Genomic DNA, 24826 nt, shown 5'->3' with positions numbered 1-24826 from the left:
TCGCGGCCGTGCTCACGTTCCAGGCCGGACACGGGCTACGTCGCATGACCGTGAGCGCGAGCCCGGAAGGCGGCCGGCGTCTCGCCCGTGCGATGGCGGAAGAACTTGGTGAAGACCGAGGCGTCCGGGAAGCCGAGTCGGTCTCCGATGGCGCCGGCGGGCAACTCGGTGTGCAGGAGCAACCGTTTGGCCTCCAGTACGACGCGGTCGTCGATGAAGGCCTTGGCGCCCACTCCGACGGCGGCGGTGGTGGCACGGGTCAGGGTGCGGACGCTGTAACCCAGCAGTGCGGCGTAGCCCTCCACCTGATGACTGCGGGTGAAGCCCTCCTCCACGGCGCGCTGGAAGCGGCGGAACGTCCGGTCCCCCGCCGCCCGATTGCGGTGACCGCCCGGTAGGTGGGCCAGTCGCAGCACGAGGACGGCGAGCAGGTGGCGCACGACGTCGACGTGCACCTCCAAGGGCAGGTCTCCCAGGCGGTGGTACTCGCTCGCGAGCATTTCCAGGGTGTCGCGCACCGGGGCTTGGGCCTCGGGCTCGGGAGCGAGCGGCAGCCGCCGGGCCCGCCGGTCCAGGTGGGCGGCCGCGACGGTGGCCGCGTCCAGAAAACCGGCCTGGAAGACGACGACCGTGCCCTCGACCGCAAGGGGGCTCGGCCGAAGCCGAAGGACCTGTCCCGGTCGTACCCACAGCCAGGATCCGCTGTCCACCACGCATTCGGTGAGGTCCACCGCGCACGGCAGCCGCCCGGTGCGCACGGTGACGAGCCGGCCGAGTGGGACCCGCGGACCGCGAACCGCACCGGAACCACGTGGTGTTCGCCGCGGGTTCGACACGCGCCCTCGACCGGTCCGAAGCCGATCGAGGGCGCCCCGTCGCGGACCGGTGCCGGCCGGGCGGCCCGCGCCGGGTCGCCGCCGGCTCCTGCTGTGCTATTGCCCCTGGGCGTTCATGGCGTTGATCAGGCTTTGCGGACGCATGTCGGTCCAGGTGCGTTCGATGTGGTCGAGACAGGTCTGGCGGCTGTCCTCGGGATGCGCCACGGTCCATCCGGCGGGTACGTCGAGGGTTGCGGGCCACAGGGAGTACTGGTTCTCGTCGTTGACCAGGACGAGGTAGGTGGCGTCGTTGTCCTCGAAGGGGTTGGTCGTGTGGGTCATGTCAGCTCCTTCCGGTCGTGCGCTGCCGGTGCCGGTGCACCGGCGGGAACGGGGTCGGGGTCGGGCGTGCCGGCCGGGAGGGTCGCGGCGATCCGGTCGAGGCGAGCCGCGAGGGCGGGGCCGATCCGGGCGAGCGCGTCCGGTTGCATCAGCCCGTTGTGACGGGCGGCGATCTCGAGGACCTCGATCCGCCCGCGCACGTGCGGGCGCCACGCCGTGGGCTCGGGGATCCGCGGATCGCGGTCCGTGGTGGCCTTGAACAGCAGCATGTCCCCGTCGAACACGCCGGGGGTGAACGCGTGCGCTGCCACCGCGTTGTGGTCCAACACGGCCGCGACGGCCGCGAGTTGGTCCGGCTGGAGACCGGCCAGGACGTGCTCCCGTTCGCGCAGCACCCGAGCGAGTTTGTCGTAGGTCGCCGGAAGGGGGGTGAAGGCGCCCGGGTCACAGTCGAGAACGACAGCCAGGTGTTCCGCTCCGCGGTGAAGGGCGGATTCGTGGGCGGAGATCGCGTACAGGGGGTAGGCGTCGAGAACGGCCAACAACGCCGTGTGCTCGCCGCGCGTGGCCAGTTCGGTGGCGATGGCGTGCGCGATCAGTCCGCCGGCGGACCAGCCGAGCAACTGGTACGGCCCCTCCGGCTGCACCTCGCGGATCTGTTCCAGGTAGTCGGCGGCCATCTCCTCGACCGAGGCGGGCGCCGATTCCGGGTGGCTCAAGCCACGGGCTTGCAGCGCGTACACGGGTTGGTCCGGGTGCAGGTGGCGCAACAGCCCGCCGTACGCCCAGCCGATGCCGCCGGCGGGATGAACGCACCACAGTGGCAGCCTGCTTCCGTGCGGGCGCAGCGGCAGTACCACCTCCATGACGTCACCGGGGCGACCCGCCCCCGCTCGCTCGGCCAGGCCGGCCGGGGCGGGTGTCTCGAAGAGGGTGCCGAGTGCGATGTCGACGCCGAGGACGGCGCGGATTCGGGAGATGAGGCGGGTGGCGAGAAGGGAGTGGCCACCGAGGTCGAAGAAGGAGTCGTCGGTCCCGACGGCCGGCAGATCCAGAATCTCGGCGAACAGTTCGGCGAGGACCTGTTCGTGGGGGGTTCGTGGAGCCGTGCGGGTGTCGTCCTTGGCGTTCGGCCGGTGTTCCGGGGCGGACAGCGCCGCGCGGTCCGGTTTGCCGTTGGGGGTCAGCGGCATGGCGTCGAGGAGGACGAACGCCGAGGGGACCATGTACTCGGGCAGGTGCTCTCGCGCGTACGCGCGCAGTTGCGGGACCGTCGGGCTCTCGCCCCGCGTGGGCACGAGGTGGGCGGTGAGGCGTTTGTCGCCGTGTCGGTCCTCGGGGGCGGTGACGACGGCCTGGGCCACGCTGGGGTGCGTGGTGAGAACGGCTTCGATCTCGCCGGGTTCGATACGGAACCCGCGGATCTTGATCTGCTGGTCGCCTCGTCCGCAAAATTCCAGGCCCGCGCCGTCCGCGCGCCATCGGGCGAGGTCGCCCGTGCGGTACATCCGTTCCCCGGGCGCACCGAACGGGCACGCCACGAACCGCTCGGCGGTCGGGGCCGGGCGGTTCAGGTAGCCGCGGGCGACGCCCGAGCCGGCGAGGTACAGCTCGCCGGTCACTCCCGGCGGCAGCGGGTCGAGGGCGGCGCCGAGGACCCAGGCGTGCATGCCGGGCATGGGATGGCCCAGCGGCAGCGGCCGATCGGTGGCGACCACGGGGCCGAGCCGGTGGTGGGTGGCGAACGTCGTCGTCTCGGTGGGGCCGTAGACGTGTACCACCAGCGTGCCGGGACAGGCTTGCCGGATCCGGGCGGCGGCGGACGGGGAGACCACGTCGCCGCCGGTCCACACCTCGCGCACGCCGGCGAGGCAGTGCGGTTGCTGTTCGGCGATCAGGTGGAACAGTCCGCAGGTGAGGAACACAGCGGTCACCGCGTGGCGGGTGAGGACGCGGTGGAGGGTGTCGACGTCGAGGGGGTCGGGTGGGGCGAGGACGACGGTGCCGCCGTTGAGCAGGGGTGTCCACAGTTCGTAGGTGGAGGCGTCGAACGCGGTGGGCGAATGCGCGAGGACCCGCTCGTGGGCGCCGCCGCGCCAGGTGGGGGCCAGTGCCAGCGTGGCCACGTCGTGGTGGGTGACGGCGATGCCCTTGGGTTCGCCGGTCGACCCGGAGGTGAACATCACGTACGCGAGCCGGCGCGGGTGGCAGGCGATGTCCGGGTCGGCGTCGCTGTGGTCGCCCCGTTCGAGCGTGGTCAGCGTGTCGGGTGTCAGCAGCAGCACCGCGTCGGTCCGGCGCATGATCAGGTCGATGCGTGAGGGCGGGAACCGCGGGTCCAGCGGCACGTACACCGCTCCGGCCTTGACGATTGCCAACAGGGCCGCGACCAGGTCGAGGGAGCGTTCCAGCAGGACCGCCACCGTGTTCTCGGGTCGCACCCCACGGTCGATCAGGGCGTGTGCAAGGCGGTTCGCGCGCTCGTCCAGTTCCCGGTAGGTCACGGTCGTGTCGCCGGCGATCACGGCCGGCGCGTCCGGCGTGGCCCGCGCCCGCCGGGCGAACAGTTCGGGCAGTGCGGCCCACGGCACGGCCTCGTCCCGTGCCTCGGTCCGCCCGGTGCCGGACCGCAGCGTGTATCGCTCGTCCTGGGAGAGCAGGTCGATGCGGCCGATGGGTGTGTCGGGATCGGTTGCGGCTGCCCGCAGCAGTCGGGTCCATCGTGCGGTCAGCGTCTCGATCGTGGACCGGTCGAACAGGTCGGTGGCGTACTCGAGCATGCCGTCCACACCGGCGGGATCGCCGTGCGGACCGTACCGCTCCTCCAGGCCGAACGCGAGGTCGACCCGGGCGGTTCCGGTGTCCAGGGGCACGGCGCCGGCGCGCAGTCCCGGCAGGGCGAGGTCTTGTGCCGGTGCGGGATGGAGGCCGAGCAGCACCTGGAAGAGCGGGTGTCGGGACAGCGACCGGGTGGGGTTGAGTTCTTCCACCAGTTGCTCGAACGGCAGGTCCTGGTGGGCGTAGGCGGTCAGGGCGTTGTCGCGGACGCGGGCGAGGAGTTCGGTGAACGTGGGGTCGCCGGAGGTGTCGGCGCGCAGGACGAGGGTGTTGACGAAGAATCCGACGAGGTCGTCGAGGGCTTGGTCGGTGCGTCCGGCGATGGGGCTGCCGATCGGGATGTCGGTGCCTGCGCCCAGGCGGGTGAACAGGGCGGCGAGCCCGGCCTGCAGGACCATGAACAGGCTCGCGCCGTGGCATCTGCCCAGATCGGTCAGGGCGGCGTGCACTCCGGCGTCGAGTTCGAAGGCGAGGCGCTCGCCGCGGTGGGTGGCGGCCGCGGGGCGGGGACGGTCGAAGGGTAGTGGGAGTTGGTCGGGCAGACCGTTCAGGGCGCCTTTCCAGTAGGCGAGTTGGCGGGCGGCGAGACTGTCGGGGTGGGCCGGGTCGCCGAGCAGATCGTGCTGCCACAGGGTGTAGTCGGCGTATTGCACCGGCAGCGGTTCCCATGCGGGTTCCTCGCCGCGGGCCCGGGCGGCGTAGGCGCGGGTCAGGTCGCGCGAGAGCGGGCCCGTCGACCAGCCGTCCCCGGCGATGTGGTGCACCAGGAGCAGCAGCACGTGCTCGTCCGGTCCGGTGATGAACAGCTCCGCGCGCAGTGGCGGTTCGACGGCGAGATCGAAGGAGTACCGGGCGGCGGCGGCGAGCCGCTCCCCGAGGTCGCTCTCGTCGAGCCGGGTGACGGGCAGACACAGGTGCCGACGGGTCTGCGTCGCGTCCAGCACCCGCTGGTGCGGCACTCCGTCTTCCGACTGGGGAAATACCGTGCGCAGGCTCTCGTGTCGCGCTGCCACGTCGGCGAGGGCGGCGTGCAGGGCTTGTCGGTTCAGGCGGCCGGTCAGGCGCAGCGCGAGGGGAATGTTGTAGGTGGGGCTGGGGCCTTCGAGGCGGTGCAGGAACCACAGGCGGCGCTGGGCGAAGGACAGCGGCACGTTCCGGGGGCGTTGCCCGCGACCCAGGGCGGGCCGCCTGACCGGGCTCCCCTGGTCGAGTCGCCCGGCCAGGTCGGCCGGGGTGGGGGCTTCGAAGAGGGTGCGCAGTTCCACGTCGGTGTCGAGGACGGCGCGGATGCGGGAGGTGAGGCGGGTGGCGAGCAGGGAGTGGCCGCCGAGCTCGAAGAAGTTGTCGTCGGCGGACACGTGTGGGAGGTCGAGGGTTTCGGCGAACAGTTCGCACAGCAGTCGTTCCTGCGGGGTGCGTGGGGCTCGCCGGTGTTCGGCCGGGCGGTGTTCGGGTGCGGGGAGCGCGGAGCGGTCGAGTTCGCCGTCGGTGGTCAGCGGCAGGGCGTCCAGGGTCGTGAACGTCGAGGGGACCATGGATTCGGCCAGCTGCTCGCGTGCGTGCGCCCGCAGGTCCGAGGGGTGCGCGATGCGGCCGGCGGTGGGGACCAGGTAGGCGACCAGGCGTTTGTCGCCGTTCCGGTCCTCGTGGACGACGACGGCGGCCCGGTCCACGTCCGGGTGGTTCGCCAGGACGGTTTCGATCTCGCCGGGTCGGATGCGCACACCGCGGATCTCGACTCGGTCGTCGGTGTGGCCGCAGAGCTCCGGTCCGTTGTCGTCCGAGCGCCATTTCGCGAGGTCGCCGGTGCGGTACATGCGTTCGCCGGGCCGGCCCCATGGGCAGGCGACGAACCGTTCGGCGGTCCGGTCGGGCCGACCCAGGTAGCCGCGGGCCAAGCCCGCCCCGGCGAGGTACAGCTCCCCGATCACTCCCGGCGGCACCGGCCGCAGGGCGGCGTCCAGCACGTAGGCGCGCATTCCTGCGACGGGCCCGCCGATCGGCGGGGCGCAGCCGGTGGAGGCGAACGGGGCACGCGTCGTCGCCGATACGGTGGCCTCGGTCGAACCGTGGGCGTTGATCGTGCGTCGCTCGGGCGCCCACCGGTCCACCGGGCTCGCCGGGCACGCCTCGCCGGCGACGGCCGGCGTGGTCGCCGGGCCGTCGGGCGCGACCGCACCGGCCGGCGCCGATGCCGGCCCGGTGGCGTGCGCCGGCCCCGACGGCGGGTCGGCGAGCGCGGACAACGGGTCGGCCACCGGGGTGAGCACCAGCGTGGCGCCGGACAACAGGGCGGCGCACAGGTCCCGGACGAAGACGTCGAAGGCGGGAGAGAGCAACACGCGGCTGCCGGTGCCGAGTCCGAGCTGCGCGATCTGGGTGGCGGCCATGTGGGGGATGCCGGCGTGGGTGACGGTCACGCCCTCGGGGCGGCCGGTGGCGTCGCAATCGTAGATGACACAGGCACTGTGCCGGGGGTCGACGGCGATGCCCGGGTCGGTGGCCGGGCGTTCCTCCCCCAGGACGGTGACCATCTCCGGGTGGTCGAGGACGAGCGCGGGGCGGGCGTCCTCGAGCATCGACCGGATGCGGGCGGCCGGGGAGGCTGGGTCGACGGGCAGGTAGGCGGCCCCGGCCTTGAGCGTGCCCAGGATCGCGACGACGAGGTCGACCGAGCGGGGCAGCACGAGGGCGACGATGTCCTCGGGGCCGATGCCTCGGGCGATCAGGGCATGCGCGAGCCGGTTGGCGCGGGCGTTCAGCTCCCGATAGGTCGGCTCGCCGTCGCCGGCGATCAACGCGAGGGCGTCCGGTGTTTCCTCCACCTGTGCGGCGAACAGTGCCGGCATCGACCGTCCCGGCGGCGCGGGAGCGGTCCGGTCGAACTCTTGGAGCACTCGTCGGCGTTCTTGTGCCGACATGAGCTCCACGTGGCCGATCGGCCGGTCGGGGTCGGCCGCCACCGACACCAGCAGGCGCGTCCACCGGTCCGTCAGCGCCTCGACGGTGGCCGGATCGAAACTGTCGGTGGCGTATTCGACGGTGCCGACGATCCCGTTCGGGGCGCCGTCGCGCGTGTGCCGTTCGGTGAGGCTGAGCGTCAGGTCCATGCGCGCCGTGCCGGTGGGTGTCGGTCGGCCGCTCACCCGCAGGCCGGGGAGCTCGAATGTCCCGGCGGGGGTGTTCTGGAGGACGAGCATCACCTGGAACAGGGGGTGGTGCGCGAGCGAACGCGCCGGACTCAGCTCTTCCACCAGGCGTTCGAAGGGCAGGTCCTGGTGTGCGTAGGCGGCCAGGTTGGTGTCGCGAACCCGGGTGAGGACTTCGGTGAACGAGGGGTCGCCGCTGGTGTCTGTGCGCAGGACCAGGGTGTTGACGAAGAACCCCACCAGGTCGTCGAGGGCCTCGTCGGTGCGCCCGGCGATCGGGGTGCCGATGGGGATGTCGTGCCCGGCACCGAGGCGGCTGAGCAGGGCGGCGAGACCCGCCTGGAGGACCATGTGCAGACTCACCCCGCGTTCGCGGGCGAGTTCGAGCAGGGCGGCATGGAGGTCGGCGCCCAGCGTGATGTCGGTCGTGGCGCCGCGGTGGGTGGCCTCCGCGGGGCGTGGCCGGTCGGCGGGCAGCGCGAGTTGCTCGGGCAGGCCGGCCAGCGCCTGTCGCCAGTAGGCCAGTTGGCGGGCGGCCGGGCTTTCGGGATCCGCCGGATCCCCCAGGAGGTCCCGCTGCCACAGGGTGTAGTCCGCGTACTGCACCGGCAGCGGCTTCCACGCGGGTGCCTCGCCGCCGCGCCGCGCGGTGTACGCCGCCGTCAGATCCCGTGCCAGTGGGCCCATCGACCAGCCGTCCCCGGCGATGTGGTGCACCACCAACGACAGCACGTGCTCGTTGGGGGCCAGGGCGAACAGTTCGGCGCGAACCGGCGGTTCGGTCACCAGGTCGATACCGCGGCGCGCCGCCGACGCGAGCCGGTCCTCCAGCTCCGCCTCGCCGACGGAGGTCACCGCCAGGGACAGGTGCCGACGGATTCGCCCCTCGTCCAGGACCTGCTGACCGGGCATCCCGTCCTCGGACACGGGGAAGACGGTGCGCAGGCTCTCCTGTCGCACGGCGACGTCCCCCAGGGCCTGCTCCAGTGCCGCCGGGTCGAGTTCCCCGGACAGGCGCAGCGCGAGGGCGATGTTGTAGGTGGGCGTGGGGCCGTGCATGCGGTGCAGGAACCACAGGCGGCGCTGGGCGAACGACAACGGCAGCGGCGCCGGACGGTGCTGCGGGCGCAGCCCGGGCCGGGCCGGCCCCGCCGCGTCGAGCCGGGCGGCCAGGCCGGCCGGCGTGGGTGCCTCGAACAGGGTACGGATCCCCACCTCGACGCCCAGTACCGCGCGGAGGCGGGAAATGAGGCGGGTGGCGAGCAGGGAGTGGCCGCCGAGGTCGAAGAAGGAATCGTCGGCGCCGACGCGGGGCACGCCGAGGACCTCGGCGAACAACTCGCCCAACACCTGTTCGTGTGGGGTGCGCACGGCCCGGCCGCCTTCACCGGGGTGGTGCTCGGGAGCCGGTAGCGCGGCGGTGTCCAGCTTGCCGTTCACCGTCAGGGGAAGCGCGTCCAGGGTCACGAACTCCGACGGGACCATGTAGTCGGGCAGGTGCCCTCGCGCGTGCTCGCGCAGGTCCTGGGCCCGCGCACCGCCGGGGGTCGGGACGATGTAGGCGACCAGGCGCTTGTCCCCGGGCCGGTCCTCGCGGGCGACGACGGCGGCGTGAACCACGTCCGGATGCGCCGCGAGGACGGTTTCCACCTCGCCGGGTTCGATCCGGAAACCGCGGATCTTGACCTGCCGGTCGGCGCGGCCGAGGTAGACCAGCGCGCCGTCCGCGCGCCGGCGCACCAAGTCCCCGGTGCGATACATCCTTTCGCCCGATCCCGCGTACGGGCAGGCGACGAAGCGTTCGGCGGTGAGGCCGGGCCGGTCGAGGTAGCCGCGGGCGAGCCCTTCGCCGGTGAGGTACAACTCGCCGGGCGCGCCGGGCGGTACCGGTTGCAGGGCGGCGTCGAGGATGTGGGCGCGCAGGTCGGGCAGGGCGGTGCCGATCACGCTGGCGCCCGCCGCGGCGGCGGTCTCCCGGTCGAACGCGGCGTGGGTGGCGTACACCGTGGTCTCGGTGGGGCCGTACATGTTGACCAGCACGGGCGCGTCGTCGCCGTGGCGGCTGTACCAGTCGTCCAGGCGGGCGGGGTCCAGGGCCTCGCCGCCGAGCAGCACCATGCGCAGCGACAGCGCCTGCCCGACCTGCGGGGCTTCGCGGTCGGCGTGCATCAGGGGATGGAACGCGGACGGTGTCTGACAGAGCACCGTCACGCGCTCGTCGGCCAGCAGACGCAGGAACTTCCCCGGGGAGCGGGTGGTGTCGTGGGGGACGACGACCAGGCGCCCGCCGTGCAGCAGCGAGCCGAAGATCTCCCAGACCGAGGCGTCGAAGGTATAGGAGTGGAACAGCGCCCACACGTCGTGCGGACCGCACGCGAAGAGGTGTCGGGTCGTGGAGAGCAGCCGCACCACGTTGCGGTGCGGGATCACCACACCTTTGGGTCGGCCGGTCGAACCCGAGGTGTGGATGACGTAGGCCGGATGCCGGGGATCGATGGCGGCGGCGGGATCGGAATCGGGGCAGTTGCCCAGCAGCGCCGCCGTCGAAGGGGCGTCCAGCAGCAGCGAATCCGTGCCCGGGGCGGGATCGATCGCGGCGCGGATCGCGGTATGGGTGAGCAGCAGGGCCGCGCCGGTGTCGGCGAGCGTGGCCACGATCCGCGCGGCGGGGCAGCCGGGTTCGATGGGCAAATACGCGGCACCGGCCTTGAGCACTCCCAGGATCGCGGTCACCATCTCGACGCCGCGGGGCAGAACGAGGGCGACGATGTCCTCGGAACCGACACCGCGGGAGATCAGCGTGTGCGCGAGCCGGTTCGCACGGGCGTTCAACTCCCCGTAGGTCACGGCGTCGTCCCCGCACACCACGGCGACGGCCTCCGGGGTGGCGCGAGCGCGGACCTCGAACAGCCCGGGCACGCTGGTGTCCGCGACTTCGGCCGGCACCTCGTCGCGGCGGGCCACCAGCTCGCGGCGCTCACCGTCGGAAAGCAGGTCGAACGCGCCGATGCGCCGATCCGGGTCGGCCGTGGCCATGGCGTCCAGCAGGCGCAGCAACCGCGTCTGGTGGTCGACCAGGTCCGCGTCGCCGTACCGGTCCGCGGCGGCGTGCAGCTCCAACCGCATCCCGGCCCCGTCCCGTTGCTCCAGGGCCACCAGCGTCGGGGCGGCTACGGCTCCCCGGGAGAGGTTGTGCATCGTGGAGCGGTGGCCGGCGAACGTGAGGGAGGCGCCGAACGTCATGACGTTGACGATCATGAAGAACCGGGAGCCGATCCGGTCGGGCAGGCCGAGGTCGCGGGTCATGTCCTCGCCGCGGTAGCGCTCGTGCGCCACCGCCTGCTCCACCGCATGGTCGACTCGGGAGAGCAACTCGGCCAGCGGCATGGCCGGATGCAGCTTCAGGCGCAGCGGCACCACGTTGGCCAGTACTCCCGGGATGTTGAGCAGGTCACGCCGCGAGCGGCCGGAGACGACCAGGCCGAGCAGCACGTCCCGCGCGCCGGTCAGCCGGTGCGCGTACGCCGCCGCGGCGGCGACGACGTAGCGCGACCGCTGTGTCCCGGTCTGCTCGGTCGCCTTCCGCAGCGCCTCCGGGGATGCCATCGGGCGCGCTTCGGTCCTCCGGGCGCCACCGGGAAACCACAGGCCGTCGCCTGCGCCGACTTCCGTGCGTGCGAGGTCCGGTCGGGCGGGCAGCGGGGCCGGGTCGGGCAGGTCGGCGAGCACTTTCGTCCAGTGCGCGCGGTCGGTGTCGTACTGCCCCGAGGTCCGGTAGTCCAGGTCCGCCCGCACCAGATACGCCGGCGACCCGAACGGGGAGGCTCCCGTCGCCCTGCCGGCGACCATGGCCGTGTACACCCGCGCGACCCGGCGCGCGACGAGGGCGAAACCGAAGCCGTCCATCACCAGGTGGTGACTGCTGCCGTACCACCACCAGCGGTCCGTCCCCAGTCGCAACAACGCGAACCGGAACAACGGACCGCGAGACACGTCCATGGGGGTGTCCATGTCCGCTGTCATCCACGCCCGCGCCGCCGCCTCCGGGCAGGCATCACGGCTGACGTCGACAAGCGGGAACGACAAGTCCGGGTCCGCGTCCACGATCTGCACCGGGCCGTCCTCGCCCTCGATGACGCGCGCCCCCACCGCCTCGGTCTCCGACACGGTCTGCCGCAGCGCGGCCTCGAACAGCGCGGCGTCGACCGGGCCGTGGATCTCCACACACTCCGCGACCCGGTACGCCGCTCCCCCACCGGGGGAATGCTGCTCGGCGAGCCAGAACTCCCGTTGCGCGCAGGTCAGCGGCAGCGCACCGGAGACGGCTCCCTCGTGCCCCTCCACGGGGTTCGAACCGGGCTCCGGGTCGGGATCGGACACGATCGTGGCGCCAGGGCTGGACAACGGAAGACCTCCGGGAGTCTCGGACAACGGACGGGGAACCGCGGCTGCGGGGTCGGTCGGGTGCGCCACCCGGGCGAACACTGCCGAGGAACGAAAGCCACGAGAGCGGCTGCCGCCACATCCGCGGTGTGCGTGGCGACTCCCGGCTCGGGCCGTCCGAGCGTGCCTGTGCACCGATCGCCGACCGCGCCTTGTCTTCCGCGCGGCATTCCTCCGAACATACGAAAAGCCAACCAGAGGGTTAGCCGACCGGGCAACGAAACCGGCGCGACGCACTACGAACGGGTGAACACCCCTGGGCCGCTTGGCGGGCCCGGACGACACGTGGCGAACTTCGGCTCGACACACGTCGAGGCCGAGGCGGCCGGGCGCGACTTTCGCAGACCGCGCATCCCGATGCCCGACGATCGGCCACCCCGCGGACCCGCTCCGATGCCGGCCCGCCGGGCGGCCCGACCGATGCGTCACAGCGTCCACGGCGTACGTGCTTCCGTCCGGAGCGACGAGGCGGACCTGTCGGCCGGTCGGGCCCGCCTCGAGGGTGAATCACTCGCGGCGGGGTCGGTTCGGGTCCGGCCACAGGCGATGTGCCCGTTCGATCGGTGCCCAGACTGTGTTCTGCCGTATCAAGGCCGGCTTCCCCAACTCCGCGCGGCCCTCACGGCGGATCGCCGCGTACGGATCGGTCCGGGAATCCCGAGGCATCCGGCCCCGTCACGACGACGAGCACTCTCATGCTCGCGACGCAGGAGATGGGGTGCTACCGGAACGCGTGAGCATCACCCTGGCGAATCCCGGCGCCTCCCGAAGGCCTTGTCGAACGGCTTCCGGTTGACGTGGACAAGCCAACGGACCGGATATCAGCCCGCGTTCCGTCCTCTCACGGTGTGCGGGGGCGTGCGGATGCGGCGTGGATTCCGTCCAGGAGGACATCGAAGCACCAGTTGCTGCGAGTCGGCCCGTCTCCGGACGTGAGTTCGCCGCCGAGCCGGGCGATATTGGGATAGCGCCCCGCGTCCACTGCGGCGATCCGCTCGGTCGGGTCGTCGGCGCGCTGCCCGGGGGACTCCCGGTTGCCGTGCTCGACCGCGATGGCCGTGGGGTGGAGCAGCAGGAGATCGAGCCCCCAGGCGGCCGCGTGATCCGACACGCCGCCCTCGCGGAGGAGGTCGAGTACGGCCTCGGCCAGGGCCATGTGGTTCGGGCCGTTGGGTTGCGTGGACAGCGCCATCCGGGAGAGCTCCGGATGGGCGATCAGAAGTTCCGCGTAGTTCGCCAGCAGCGCTTTGAGCCGATCCCGCCACGTACCGCCCTGGGGCGGCGTCCAGGCGGCCGGGTCGAGCAGGGCGTCGAGGATCTGCGCATGCAGGTCCCCGGTATCGCGGACATAGACGTACAGCGACGCCGGCCCCGTGTCGAGAGCTGTCGCGATGCGACGCATCGTCACCTTCTTCAGCCCCTCCTCCCGCATGATCACGAGTGCGACGTCAACGATCCCCTGCCTGGTCAAGGCGGGTTTCGCCGGACGCGCTCGCCGACTGCGGGGACTCGGTGCGCTGTCGGTGAATCTCATGACCGGAGCCTATCCCGAACATGTTCGTGACGATCACGCCGAGTACCGGCGACCGAGGGCAGCGGCGCAGGGGATCCTCGCGGCGCAAACGGCGTCCGTATGCACTTGCACCGCCTTGACCAGGAGATCCCAGGGCACGGAGGAGGGGCCATCGGCCGGGACGGCGGCCGACGGCCCCGAGCAACTCGCGGACCGCGGAACGGTATTCATCCGCCCCCGGGCCGCGTGGTGCTATCTGAACAGGCGGTCGCCGCTGTTGGCCATGCGGTGGGTGCCGCTGTGTGCGTTCACCCAGTCACGGACCATCTTGACGGCGTTGCCGCATTGCCAGTTGTTGTCGTAGTCGCGCACCCCCGTGAAGGCCCCGTAGCCCGCGATGATGCCGTCCACGCGTGCGTCGCCCAGGAGTTTGTCGACGTACCACGGATCGTTGTAGGTGGTCGTCCAGGACAGCGTGGCCGCGAGTCGTCCGGCGGCGCGGTCCCGGGCGCCCTTCTTCAATTCGGCGCACGTGTTCCAGGTGGCCTCGGTGCAGTTGCCGAATCCCTTGCTGATGTCGCTGTCGCCGTAGTCCATCACCCGCCGGCCGGTCGGGAATCCGGAACCGGATCGGTCGAACGCGTTCACGACCTTGTCGCGGGTCCCGGTCGTGGTGATGCCCTCCAGCGGGCCGAGCCTGCCCTCCAGGCTCTTCCAGCCCCTGCCGCCGACGTCCGGGGTGCTGCCGCCGTGGTACTCGTAGAAGCCGTAGAGCACCTGGATCCCGGCCGCCGTCAGGCGCTGTGCCTTGTCCCGCAGTCCGGCCACGCTGCACGTGCGGTTCGGCGCTTCCCCGCAGTAGTTCGGGTCCTTGATGTCCAGCCACACCAGCGCCAGCCGGCGCCCCGCGTTGGCGTTGGACAAGATGCGGTCGAGCATGGCGTCGAAGCTGGGGCCCAGCCGGTTCTCACCGGCCGAGGAACAGTCGTGCCAGGCACGCCACTCGTTCGGATTCCACCAGGCACAGACGTCGATCTCGATGGCGTTGGCACCATGGTTGATCGCGGCGTCCACGCCGTCCAGCGTGTCGACCCGATGCGCGATGTCATAGATCGCCTGACGCTGATCGGCCGCCGCCGCCGGAGTCGAACCGAGCACGGTGGTGGCGACGAGCCCGCACAGGGCCGCCATCAGCGCCAGTAACGTCCGTGGGCGGGTGACACCCCGTAGGTGAGTGGTCACGAAGCTACTCCTTCATATAGGTGTCCCGAAGCGCACGACCACCGATCGTCGACATCCGCGTCGGCGTCGGCGGGCGGGTGCGCGCCGGATCGGCTGCCGCAGGTTCCGGCGAGAACGCCCGCTCGGTGAGCCGACCGGAGGCCGACCCCCGATCGTCGCAACGCCGTGGGCAGTTGGTGTTTCGGTTGCCTGCGCCGGGTTCTCGACGCGAGCATCCACAATCGTCACGCCGCAGCCACGCTTCGGGTTGCATGAGGGTTGCGTGAGCCCGCCGTGTCGTATCCCGACCGGCTCCGCACCCAACGGATCCGCCACGCAACACGCGCGGCCACGCGATCGCCTCACACGACCATCCCGTGCTCGGCCACGGCGCCCACCCCTGCCGGCGCGAGGTGTGCACCGCCCGTCCCGCCACGCCGAACACCGACCGGGGGCGGGCATGGCGGGACGGATGCCCGCGTACCGGCGGCGCGATACCCCGACGAGGACCGGTCGCGCACAACGGTTCCGCCGCGGACGCCTTCGACGTGGTCGTACCGGCTCTGCCCGGTTTCGGTTTCAGCGAGCGGCCCCGGGAACCCGGCTCGAACCCGGGCCGTACCGCACGTGCCTGGGCGGACCTGATGACCAGGCTCGGTTATCAGCGCTTCGGGGGCGCACGGCGGCGACTGGGGCGCGTGCATCGGCACCGAGTCGGCCCGGCCGGCGCCCGAGCGGGTCGCCGCGCTGCATCCGACCATACCGATCGCGTCGCCCCTGCCCGAGGACCCGGCAACGGCCGACGAGGCGGAGCAGCGCATGATCGCCAAACGCGACAGGTTCCCGCGGACCGGCCCCACCCTTGTGATCGTCCAGAGTGTGCTCCCCCAGACCCTGGGCTACTCCCTGCTCGACTCTCCCGCCGGGCTCGCCGCGTGGCTGGGCGAGGCGCTGGTCGCCTTCTCGGACACGCGTCCTGCCAGCGCCCAAGTCCCGGTTCAGCTGGGCTGTCCACGCATCGACCGGCTGTGTGCCCAGGCCCCGCCGAGGCGCCGGCTCCGAACTGGTCCTGGTGCTATCCGGCCTTCGGTTCGCTGTCCGTTCGCGTCGCGGAGGTCAGGGGCGTGGCGGCCGGGGGGCGGCGTGTGAAGGTGCTTCGGTAGGCGGTCGGCGTGGTGTGCACGGAGCGTCGGAAGTACAGCCGAAGGTTCGCCGCCGAGCCCAGCCCGCATTGCCGAGCCACCTGATCGATCGAGTGGTCGGTGGTCTCCAGGAGTTCACGGGCGACGCCCACTCGGGCGTTGACCAGCCATTGCAACGGTGGTCCACCCCGAACGCGAGGCTCATCCGGAGGCGCCGCGTGCGCACGTCGAGACCGTAGGCGCGGCCGGGTCGAACGAGGGGGTCCAGGTATGACTCGGCATGTGGGTCGACAACCAACGCACCGGACGGGCCTCGCTGAGCGAAGAGCAATGAGCGACTCCTCACCCGACTCGGCATGTGCTGGTGAGGTTGGTGCGGGAGCCGGGAACGCCGCACCAGTGGTCCGCGTGGTCGGTCCTGCGGTAGAACCCCCAGCCGCTGTTCGTCGGGGACTTGAGGAAGCTCGGCCCGGATTTGATCTGCACGGCCACAATCGGCCGGTGGCGCGGCTCATGCGTCCATCGCGTAGGACTGGTCCATCAGTTCGGTCATGGCCTGCCGGAAGTCACGGCGCCGCTGCTCACTCCAGTCGGCGGTCAGCCGGCCGAAGACCTGCTCCTGCCGGCGGTGAGCCTGTTCGAGCATGGATCGGCCCGCGGGGGTGAGGGACGCTTCGCGCCGTCGTCCATCGATCGGAGATGCCTCCATGACCAAACAACCGGCTGCGGTGGCACCCTTGATCAGCCGCGAGGCTCCGCTCTGGTCGATACCGATCTCGTGGGCGACCGCATTCACGGTCGCCGATACCCCGCGTGCGGTCAGAGCGTGGACTGCCTCGGCGACCAGCACGAGTCGCCCCTGTTCAGCCGCCCCAGGATCACTTGCCACAGATCGGCGTGACCAGTGCCGGACGAAACCGAACAAAACCTGGCCCGGCCCCCGGCCGCTCATTCGGATGCCGCCATCTCACGGCAGATGTAGGCCAGTTCGAGCGCCGACTTCAGGTCGGACAAGCGCAGCGCGGCAGTCACCTTGCCGGCGGTGGCGCGGAAGACCGTCGCCACACGCGTCGGTGTCCTGCTCTCGGGCCAGGTCGCGTCCTCCTCGACAACCATCAAGCGGTCACTGATCGGGTACCACGCCTGCGGGACCAGCTTGATCCCGGAGCGTTCCACCCACTCTCCGAACTGCTCGGGTGTGATCGGACCGGCACCCTTCGGACCCAGGACGACGATCGGGTTCCCGACCGCCCTCGCCGAACGCCGCAGGTCACCTTCGTTCACGCTCGCGTGCCACTCGTTGACGGCTGTCTCGAGACTCGACTCCATACCAACAATTATATGCTACTCGCATACATTTTTGCAGGTCCAGGCCGTCTGCAACCTTCCGACCCAACTGATCGATCCAAAACTGTTTCGGACGCCCCGGCCACCCCGAAGGGACTGCGTGGCCCCTGCGAACCGCCGGGCGCGGTCCGGGTTTCGGGCCACACCCTCGCGAGACCGACGACCGCGGCCCCGCCCGAACTCGTGCCCTGCACCCAGGAATCAGGATGCGGCCCCGGGAAGTCGCCCCGAAACAGGCATGGTCGCCTCGGCCCGTGTCGGGAGGTCCGCGATGTGGAAGAGGGCGTGTTCGCGGCCTGTCGGGGCGACCAGTTGCAGGCCGGTGGGGAGTCCGTCCACGGGAGCCGCCGGCAGCGTGAGCGCGGGAACGCCGACGAGGTTCCAGGGGAAGGTCAAGGAAAGCAGGAGCGCGCGGACCTCGACGGGCGTACCGGCGACATCGAGGTCCCGGCAGCCCAGGGGTGGTGCCACCACCGGCACCGTGGGCAGTGCCAGCACGTCGTGTTCCTCGAAGAGACGGGCCGCCGTCCGCGCCGCGGAGCTCCGGACGCGGTGTGCGTGGCCGACCTCGTCGTCCCCGACCGCGCCCGCAACGCGCAGGCGTTGCAGGACCTCCGGATCGAACAGACCGGGTTCGCGCTCGATCCGGTCGGCGTGCACCGCATGGGCCTGCCGGCCCTGAATGGCGAGGAACGCCTGCCGCAACCGCGCCGCTCCGGGGAAGGGGACGTCGGGGACGGGGCCGACACGCTGTTCGAGTGCGGCCCGTGCCGACCGCGCCACCCTCGGGTCCATGGGTCCCAGTCCGCCGGTGTCCAGCCACGCGACCCGGAGCGGAGCGGCCGTCCGGGCAAGCTCCGGCGCGGTGCCTGCGAGCACGTGGTGCGCGATGAGACAGTCCCGTGCGCCGCGGGCGTGGATGCCGATGTGGTCGAAGGCCGTCGCCAGCGGGAAGACGCCCTCGGTGGGCAACGCTCCGAAGGCGGGCTTGAATCCGTGAACGCCGCAGAGTGCCGAGGGGATGCGTACGGAACCGCCGGTGTCGGTGCCGAGAGCCAGCGGAACCATTCCCGCCGCGACCGCCGCCGCGCTGCCACCACTGGATCCACCGGTCATGCGGCTCGGGTCGTGCGGATTGCGCGAAGCGCCTTGGAGAGAACGGTCGCCGGTCGGGCCGTAGGCGAACTCGTGTGTGGTGGTCTTTCCGACGATGACCGCGCCCGCCTCGCGAAGCCGGGTCACACAGGCCGCGTCGACGGCGGGGACGTGGTCGCGGAAGTGCGCCGATCCATAGGTCGCCGGCAGGCCCGCGACGTCGATGAGGTCCTTGACGGCGACCGGAATACCGTGCAGGGCGCCACGATCGCGGCCCGCGTCCAACTCGCGGTCGGCCCGCTCCGCCGCCTCCAATGCCCCGACCGGATCGACCGCGACGAAGGCGTTGAGCCGATCGTTCAGTCTCGTGATCGAGTCGAGCGCGTGGTGGGCCAGTTCCACGGCCGTGACGTGTCGTGCGCGCAGGGCGTCGGCGAGGTCCGCGAGCGTGTGGTTCGTGAAGTAGCCGGAGATCGTCGGCTCGACCTTGCGGTCGGTCGTCATGTGCGTTCCCTCGTATCGCGTCGTCGTGCGTCGTCGTGCGCGGTCGTGCGCGGTCGTGCGCGGTCGTGGGTGGATCGACCCAGGGCCGGTCCCGCCCCGTCGGCCCGCCCCCGGCAGGAGGCGGGCCGACGGCGCGGGTGGATCACCGGACGGTCGCCACGTTCGGCGTGTCCGTGCTCCCGTCCGCCGAAGTGGCGGAAGTGGCCGAGCCCGTGGCCGGCGCTCTGCCCCCGACCGGTTCGTCCTCGCTCGGAGCCGGGTCCGTCCGAACGGGAGGGGTGGACGCCCCGACCTTTCGCCCCGCCGCCGCGCGCGAGAGCAGATAGTAGAACCCGCCCGCCACGCCGAGCCCGGCGAGCCAGGACAGGTCGATGTCGCCGAGAGCCCGGGCGACGGGCCCACGCATGACCGGAACCAGGCCGTACTGGCAACTCCACGCCGCGACGATGCCGAGGCCCAGGCTGATCAGACCGGGGCGGTTGAACGCGGGGTAACGCGAGGCGGGCCCGGTCTCGTACAGCGAGGCGACGTCCGGCCGGCCGCGGCGCACCACGAAGAAGTCGACGACGACCACGCCTGCCCAGGGGCTGATCCACACCAGGATCGATGTCATCCAGTTGTCGAAGGCGTGCGCGAAACTGTCGGATCGCAGGAAGACGAGCAGCACCAGCGTGGCCACGGCACCGGACGCCAGGGTGACCTTCCATCGGGCCGCTCGCAGACCCACCGACAGCGCGGCCAGCGAACACGAGTACAGGTTGAGGATGTTGGTGGCGATGGGGCCGTGCATGACGAGCAACAGCACCGGCAGCGCCAATCCTCCGAAGGCGCCGATCACCAGTTGCGACGGGTCACCACTCTCCCCGGAACTCGCCAGACACGCGCCCAGCGCGGCCAGCCACACCGTGGGCACGTACATCCCCAGCGCCGTGGCCCACACGACCTTGCGACCGGACGTACCGGGTCTGACGAAGCGGCTGTAGTCGCCCGAGTACGGGAGCCAGCTGACCGCCCAGCCGACGCCGATCGCGGTGACCAACTGGGTCACGGCGGTGAACTTGGCGCCGGGGGACGTGGCCGTCGACCCGGTCCAGTCCAGGTCGACCTGGGTGAGCGCGACCACCGTCATGACGGCCATGACCACCACCGTCAGGGGCACCGTCCACTTCTCGAAGGTGCGGATCGCGTAGAACCCGAACAGGGCCAGCCCCAGTTGCACGGCCATGATGACGGCGGCCACCAGGTATTGCAGACCGGCCCCGCCGGTGATGCCGAGTTCGTCCAGCATCGCGATGGCGAGGTCCAGGACCACCCAGGTGTTCACGCCCACCCAGCCCATCGCGAGCAGGCCCTGCATCACGCCGGGCAGGATCGCGCCGCGACGGCCGAACGCGGAGCGGCCGAGCACCATCTGGTTGACGCCGGTGCGGTGTCCCATCAGGTTGAACACGCCGAAGACCGCGCACCCGACGATGTTGGCCACCACGACCACGAGCAGTGTCTCGACCAGGCTCAGGCCCAGGGTCACCCCCAGTGCCCCGAGCACCCAGTTGATCGGCGCGATGTTGGCGCCCGCCCAGATCCAGAACTGCTCCCACGCGGTCGAATCGCGACCCGATGCCGGAATCGGATCGATCCCGTGCGGGTCGAAGACTGCCTTCGTCGGGGTCCCGCCTGTCTCGTGTGGTGCGTTGGGCGACATGACTTCCTCCGGGGGTCAGCGACATACGTCGGCTGTGAGTGACTTCACGGAACCACCGGAGCGCCACTGCCGGAGAGTGGAGAGAAAGTGCCTTTTCGGGGTCGATCGATGGTTGAATCCACACCATGTTCACGTTGCGTTCGCTGGCCGAGTCGGAAGAGTTGCGGCTGACGGTCCTCGTGACCGGCGCGCCGGGGGCGCTGGACGCGGACGTGGCCTGGGTGCACAACACCGAGCTGCCCGACCCCTCGCCATACGTCGGCCGCAGCGAATTGGTGATGACCAACGGCCTGTGGGCCGAGCACACCGACGCCGCGGACTTCGTCGCGAACGTGCGTCGGTCGCACGCCGCCGGAGTGGTGTTCGGACTGCGCAGGTCGGTCCGCCGGACACCGTCCGACCTGGTCGCCGCATGCCGCGAGGCGAACCTGCCGCTGCTCGAACTGGCGGTCGAGGTCCCTTTCACCGCGCTCTCCCACGCCGCGGCCGCCGCCTACGCGCGCCGGCGGCACGACAGCCTGGAGGCGTCGGTACGCAGAGGTGACGCGCTGGCCGAGGCCATCTCCCGGGGCGCGGGCACCGAGGGAGCGCTGCACGTCCTGCGCCGGGAGGTGGATCTGCCGCTGGCGGTGGTCGAGCGCTCGGGACGACGGCTCGCGGAGGCCGGCATGCACCTGGGCGACGACGAGGCGGCGGCCGTCGCCGCGGCTCTGACCCGACGTCCGCCCCCGCTGGAGGTGGGCATCGACGACGACCGGACCGTGACCCTGTTCCTGGTCGGCGCTTTCGGCGAACCCGACGCCGCGCTCGTGTGCCCGGGCCCACCGTCGGCGATCGGCGAGTTCGAGCAGACGGCCCTCCAGCAGTGCGCGCATTTCCTGAGCCTGGAGACCGCCCGGCGGCGCGCCGAACGGGCCATCGAGTCGCGGTTCGCCGCCGAACTCGTCGACATGATCATGTCGGGCCTCGGCGCTTCCCGGGAACTCGCGCACCGGCTCGAGGGGTTCGGCCTCGACACGGGCGAGCCGACCGCGATGTGTGCCATCGCCCCGGCGCACGGCGACCATGCCGTCCTCGACGAACTGGCCGAGGCCGCACAGGTGGCATTCGCGGCCGCCGGCCTCCCGGCCGTCATCGCGCCGGGGGGCCGCGACATCATCTGCCTGTTCACCTGGCGGGACGACGAGGAGGATCTCGGCGCCTGGCTCGCCGGCCTCGTCGCGCGTCTGGGCGGACGCGTCCCCGATCGCCGCGTCGTCCTCGGCTACAGCGGCGTCACCACGCCCGGCGCACCCTTGCGTACCCCGCTGGTGGAGGCACGCGAGGCCTGTCGGATCCTGGCCCGACAGGCTTCCGGACCGAGCGTCGCGACGTTCGCCGAACTGCCGTCGTACTCCGCGCTGTTGGGCCAGATCGACCCCGCCGTGCTGCGCCGCATGGCGGACACGCTACTCGGCCCGCTGCGCGAGCAGGACGCCTCCCGCAATACCCAGTTGGAGATCACGCTGCGCACGTTCCTGGACCGCGGCGCGCAGTTCTCCGCGACCGCGGAGGCTCTGTTCGTCCACGTCAACACGCTGCGCAAGCGACTGGCCCGAATCCGTGAGTTGACCGGTCGCGACCCGCTCCTCATCGACGGCCGGGTGGACCTCTTTCTCGCGCTTCAGGCGGACGCGATGACGGGGCCGTGAGCACCCTCGGAGAGATCCTCTCCAGAGGGGGGATGATCCGACACCATATTGCCTCATCCAGTGTCGGATCCTCTCCTGCCGTCCGCGCACCGCGCGTGTTTGAGTTGGCGACATGGAACTCACCTTCCGGGTACACCGGATCGAGGTGCCGGCCCGCGAGGGGCGCGCACTACGCGTCGCCGCCGGACAGCGGCTGCGGGTGGTCGACGTCGAAGGCCGCCAGGTCGGAGACGTATTCGCGTTCACCGACGACGACTCCGGCGAACATCTGAGCGCGTCCCACACCCGCGCACACCTGAGCAAACTCTTCCCCGACGTCGGCGAGCACTTCGTCACCAACCATCGCCGCCCGATCCTGCGTCTCGCCGCGGACACCTCCCCCGGACGCCACGACATGCTCATCGCGGCGTGCGACGCCGCGCGCTACACGGCGCTCGGGGCACCCGGTCACGCGTCCTGCGCCGACAACCTGCGCACCGCCATGGCCGAGATCGGCCGCCCGGTGTCCCACATCCCACAGCCGGTCAACGTCTTCATGGACATCCCGGTGCGCGTGGGCGGCGGACTCGACTGGGTCAGCGCCTCCACCGGCGCCGGAGACAGCATCACCTTCGAAGCTCTCGTCGACTGCGTCGTCGCGGTCTCCGCCTGCCCCCAGGACCTCGTCGACATCAACGACGGGACACCCACCGCGCTCGAACTGCAATTGATCGACCACTCCCCCGACACCACCGACCCGTTCGGCGAAACACCCGCCGACCCGGCCGACACCCGACTCTAGAACGGAACTTGCGATGACCACGCCTGCCACGGCCACGCCTGCCACGACCACCCCTGTCGCGGGCCATCCGGCCACCGAGCCCCTCACGTTCGCCGGGCTACGCCTGGACAACCGCTTCGCGGTCGCGCCGATGACCCGGGTGTCCGCCACCGAGGACGGGGTCCCGACCCCGGAAATGGCCGACTACTACGCCCAGTTCGCCAAGGGCGGCTTCGGACTGGTGATCACCGAGGGCACCTACACGGACACCACGTTCAGCCAGGGCTACGCCCGCCAGCCGGGCATCGTCGCCGGGCGGCACGTGTCCGCCTGGACGTCGATCGTCGACCGGGTCAAGGCCGCCGGCACGCCGATCGTCCTGCAACTGATGCACGCCGGGGCCTTGTCCCAGGGCAACCACTACCGCACCGAGACCCTGGGGCCCTCCGCCGTTCGGCCCCGCGGGGAGAAGATGCCCGAATACGGCGGCTCGGGACCGTGGGACGTCCCCCGCGCGATGACGCCCGACGACATCGAGGAGGCCGTCGAGGGCTTCGTCGCGTCGGCGGTCAACGCCCACAGGGCGGGATTCCAGGGCGTCGAGGTGCACGCGGCCAACGGCTACCTCCTGGACCAGTTCCTCACCGACTACACCAACGAGCGGACCGACCGGTTCGGCGGCGACGCGCACAACCGCGTCCGCCTGACCGCCACGGTGCTCAATCGCATTCGGGTGGCCCTGGGACCGGACTTCGTGGTCGGCGTACGCCTCTCGCAAACCAAGGTCAACGACTTCACGCACCGCTGGGCGGGCCCCGCGGAAGCGGAGACCATCTTCCGCGCGGTCGCCGAGGCGGGAGCGTCGTACCTGCACGTGGCCAGTGAGGGACGCGACTGGCTCGAGACCGCGAAGCTGGAGGGCGGGGAGACGATCACCGCGTTGGCTCGCCGGGTGACCGGCCTCCCGGTGATCGCCAACGGCGGCATGCACAAGCTCGACCAGGCCGGACGACTGCTCACCGAGGGGCACGCGGACGTCCTGTCCATCGGCCGCGGTGCGCTGGCCAACCCGGACCTGCCGTACCTTGTCACCAAGGGAGCGGCACTGGACCGCTTCGACCACGCGATGATGCAGCCGATGGCCACTCTGGAGAACGCGCGCCGGTGGCGAGAGCAGCGCGACGCCGGGTGATCTCCGGGTGATCTCCTTCCCGACAGCACGTCCGATGCGGTGGCGCGGGTACGATTCCCGCGCCGCCGCGGGACCCGTCGAGACGCGAACGCGGCGACCGCGCGTCGCGACGCGACCGGCGCGACAACGACACCGACACGACCAGCCGAGGTACACATGAGCGACAAATGGCGAAACGGTGCCGGGGCTGTGGCCACCCTCACCTTCGATGTGGACGCCGAGGCCCCGATCCTGGCGCACGGACGCCATTACGCCGCGCACGCGTCGACCATGTCGCACCAGGCGTACGGACCCGACGTGGGCGTACCGCGCATCCTCGACCTGCTCGACGAGACGGGTGTGCCGGCGACGTTCTTCATCCCCGGTTGGGTCGCCGAGCGCCGCCCGGGCCTGGCCGCCCGGATCGTCGACCGCGGTCACGAGGTCGCCCACCACTCCTACAGCCATCGCCCGCCGACGAGCCTGGCGCCGGGTGAGGAACGCGCCGACTTCGAGCGCGGCATGGAGGTCTTCGCGGCGCAGGGCATCGAGATCAGCGGTCACCGGGCGGCGAACTGGGAGGCGACCTACGAAACCGCCGAGCTGGTCGCCGACCACGGGCTCCTGTACGACTCGTCGCTGATGGGCGACGACCGCCCCTACCGCATCCCCACGGCGAAGGGCGTCGTCACGGAGCTACCCGTGCACTGGTCGCTCGACGACTGGGAGCAGTACGCCTTCCTCCCGGCCCCACACGTGGGATCCGTCGTCGAATCCCCCCGCAAGGTCCTGCAGATGTGGACCGACGAGATCGACGCGATGGCCCACTACGGAAGCCTGTTCAACCTGACGAACCATCCCTTCCTCACCGGACGTCCGTCTCGCGCGATGGCACTGCGCAAGCTGATCGAACACGCGCTCTCCCGCGGCGACGTGACATTCCTGCGCTGCCGTGACGTGGCGAAGCTGGCTGCCGAAGACGCCGATCTCGCCACCCGCCCCTCGGCACCGCCGCCCGCGGACTCGCTGGGCGCATTTCCGCCTGGGCCCGCGTGACGTCGGAGACACTCGGCCCATGCCCGTCGGCGGC

14 protein-coding genes and 1 pseudogene are annotated in these 24826 nt (G+C 71.4%); 4 read left to right on the top strand and 11 right to left on the bottom strand.

What is annotated here, in order from left to right; all coding sequences use genetic code 11:
• Nucleotides 1-35 precede the first annotated feature (35 nt).
• The 11 genes and pseudogenes from OG948_RS55450 to OG948_RS55400 all read right to left on the bottom strand — a co-directional run bounded on the left by OG948_RS55450 (nt 36) and on the right by OG948_RS55400 (nt 20114).
• The gene (locus OG948_RS55450; protein WP_331772690.1) at nt 36-758 is read right to left on the bottom strand and encodes an AraC family transcriptional regulator; all 723 of its coding nucleotides are present in this window, start codon (nt 756-758) and stop codon (nt 36-38) included.
• A 174-nt stretch (nt 759-932) separates the two neighbouring features.
• Nucleotides 933-1160 (bottom strand): MbtH family protein, encoded by a 228-nt coding sequence (locus OG948_RS55445; protein WP_331772689.1) that lies wholly within the window; start codon nt 1158-1160, stop codon nt 933-935.
• Nucleotides 1157-11551, bottom strand: coding sequence for an amino acid adenylation domain-containing protein (locus OG948_RS55440; RefSeq protein ID WP_331772688.1), 10395 nt, complete (start codon nt 11549-11551; stop codon nt 1157-1159). The genes OG948_RS55445 and OG948_RS55440 overlap by 4 nt, the downstream gene beginning before the upstream one ends.
• A gap of 880 nt (nt 11552-12431) precedes the next feature.
• On the bottom strand, nt 12432-13124 hold the full coding sequence (locus tag OG948_RS55435; protein WP_406300775.1) for a TetR/AcrR family transcriptional regulator: 693 nt from the start codon (nt 13122-13124) through the stop codon (nt 12432-12434).
• Nucleotides 13125-13355: 231 nt separating this feature from the next.
• Nucleotides 13356-14345, bottom strand: coding sequence for a phospholipase (locus tag OG948_RS55430; RefSeq protein WP_331772686.1), 990 nt, complete (start codon nt 14343-14345; stop codon nt 13356-13358).
• 1054 nt (nt 14346-15399) lie between these two features.
• Nucleotides 15400-15654, bottom strand: a pseudogene (locus OG948_RS55425) (helix-turn-helix domain-containing protein); the annotation flags it as partial.
• Nucleotides 15655-15808: 154 nt separating this feature from the next.
• The gene (locus tag OG948_RS55420; RefSeq protein WP_331773673.1) at nt 15809-15952 is read right to left on the bottom strand and encodes a hypothetical protein; all 144 of its coding nucleotides are present in this window, start codon (nt 15950-15952) and stop codon (nt 15809-15811) included.
• A 25-nt stretch (nt 15953-15977) separates the two neighbouring features.
• Nucleotides 15978-16316, bottom strand: a complete 339-nt coding sequence (locus OG948_RS55415) for a MarR family winged helix-turn-helix transcriptional regulator (protein WP_331772685.1) — start codon at nt 16314-16316, stop codon at nt 15978-15980.
• A 98-nt stretch (nt 16317-16414) separates the two neighbouring features.
• Complete coding sequence (locus OG948_RS55410) at nt 16415-16795, bottom strand: hypothetical protein (RefSeq protein ID WP_331772684.1); 381 nt, start codon at nt 16793-16795, stop codon at nt 16415-16417.
• Between the two features lie 219 nt (nt 16796-17014).
• A complete protein-coding gene (locus tag OG948_RS55405; RefSeq protein WP_331772683.1) occupies nt 17015-18412 on the bottom strand; it encodes an amidase in 1398 nt (465 codons plus the stop codon).
• 142 nt (nt 18413-18554) lie between these two features.
• Nucleotides 18555-20114, bottom strand: a complete 1560-nt coding sequence (locus OG948_RS55400; RefSeq protein ID WP_331772682.1) for a cytosine permease — start codon at nt 20112-20114, stop codon at nt 18555-18557.
• A gap of 125 nt (nt 20115-20239) precedes the next feature.
• Between OG948_RS55400 and OG948_RS55395 the strand changes: the two genes are divergently transcribed.
• The 4 genes from OG948_RS55395 (at nt 20240) to OG948_RS55380 (ending at nt 24792) form a co-directional block, all read left to right on the top strand.
• Complete coding sequence (locus tag OG948_RS55395; RefSeq protein ID WP_331772681.1) at nt 20240-21805, top strand: PucR family transcriptional regulator; 1566 nt, start codon at nt 20240-20242, stop codon at nt 21803-21805.
• A 112-nt stretch (nt 21806-21917) separates the two neighbouring features.
• On the top strand, nt 21918-22586 hold the full coding sequence (locus tag OG948_RS55390) for an urea carboxylase-associated family protein (protein ID WP_331772680.1): 669 nt from the start codon (nt 21918-21920) through the stop codon (nt 22584-22586).
• 13 nt (nt 22587-22599) lie between these two features.
• Complete coding sequence (locus tag OG948_RS55385) at nt 22600-23757, top strand: NADH:flavin oxidoreductase (RefSeq protein ID WP_331772679.1); 1158 nt, start codon at nt 22600-22602, stop codon at nt 23755-23757.
• A gap of 156 nt (nt 23758-23913) precedes the next feature.
• The gene (locus OG948_RS55380; RefSeq protein WP_331772678.1) at nt 23914-24792 is read left to right on the top strand and encodes a polysaccharide deacetylase; all 879 of its coding nucleotides are present in this window, start codon (nt 23914-23916) and stop codon (nt 24790-24792) included.
• The last annotated feature ends 34 nt before the right edge of the window (nt 24793-24826 follow it).

The organism is Embleya sp. NBC_00888 (assembly GCF_045207655.1).
GTDB lineage: Bacteria > Actinomycetota > Actinomycetes > Streptomycetales > Streptomycetaceae > Embleya.
Note: the sequence above shows the minus strand (reverse complement) of the source record. Positions and strands in the feature narration are given on the sequence as shown.

Excerpts from the sequence above, each read along its gene's own strand:
- OG948_RS55445 (WP_331772689.1), bottom strand. The coding sequence starts at position 1,160 with ATGACCCACACGACCAACCCCTTCGAGGACAACGACGCCACCTACCTC.
- OG948_RS55435 (WP_406300775.1), bottom strand. The coding sequence starts at position 13,124 with ATGAGATTCACCGACAGCGCACCGAGTCCCCGCAGTCGGCGAGCGCGT.
- OG948_RS55410 (WP_331772684.1), bottom strand. The coding sequence starts at position 16,795 with ATGGAGTCGAGTCTCGAGACAGCCGTCAACGAGTGGCACGCGAGCGTG.
- OG948_RS55405 (WP_331772683.1), bottom strand. The coding sequence starts at position 18,412 with ATGACGACCGACCGCAAGGTCGAGCCGACGATCTCCGGCTACTTCACG.
- OG948_RS55400 (WP_331772682.1), bottom strand. The coding sequence starts at position 20,114 with ATGTCGCCCAACGCACCACACGAGACAGGCGGGACCCCGACGAAGGCA.
- OG948_RS55395 (WP_331772681.1), top strand. The coding sequence starts at position 20,240 with ATGTTCACGTTGCGTTCGCTGGCCGAGTCGGAAGAGTTGCGGCTGACG.
- OG948_RS55390 (WP_331772680.1), top strand. The coding sequence starts at position 21,918 with ATGGAACTCACCTTCCGGGTACACCGGATCGAGGTGCCGGCCCGCGAG.
- OG948_RS55385 (WP_331772679.1), top strand. The coding sequence starts at position 22,600 with ATGACCACGCCTGCCACGGCCACGCCTGCCACGACCACCCCTGTCGCG.
- OG948_RS55380 (WP_331772678.1), top strand. The coding sequence starts at position 23,914 with ATGAGCGACAAATGGCGAAACGGTGCCGGGGCTGTGGCCACCCTCACC.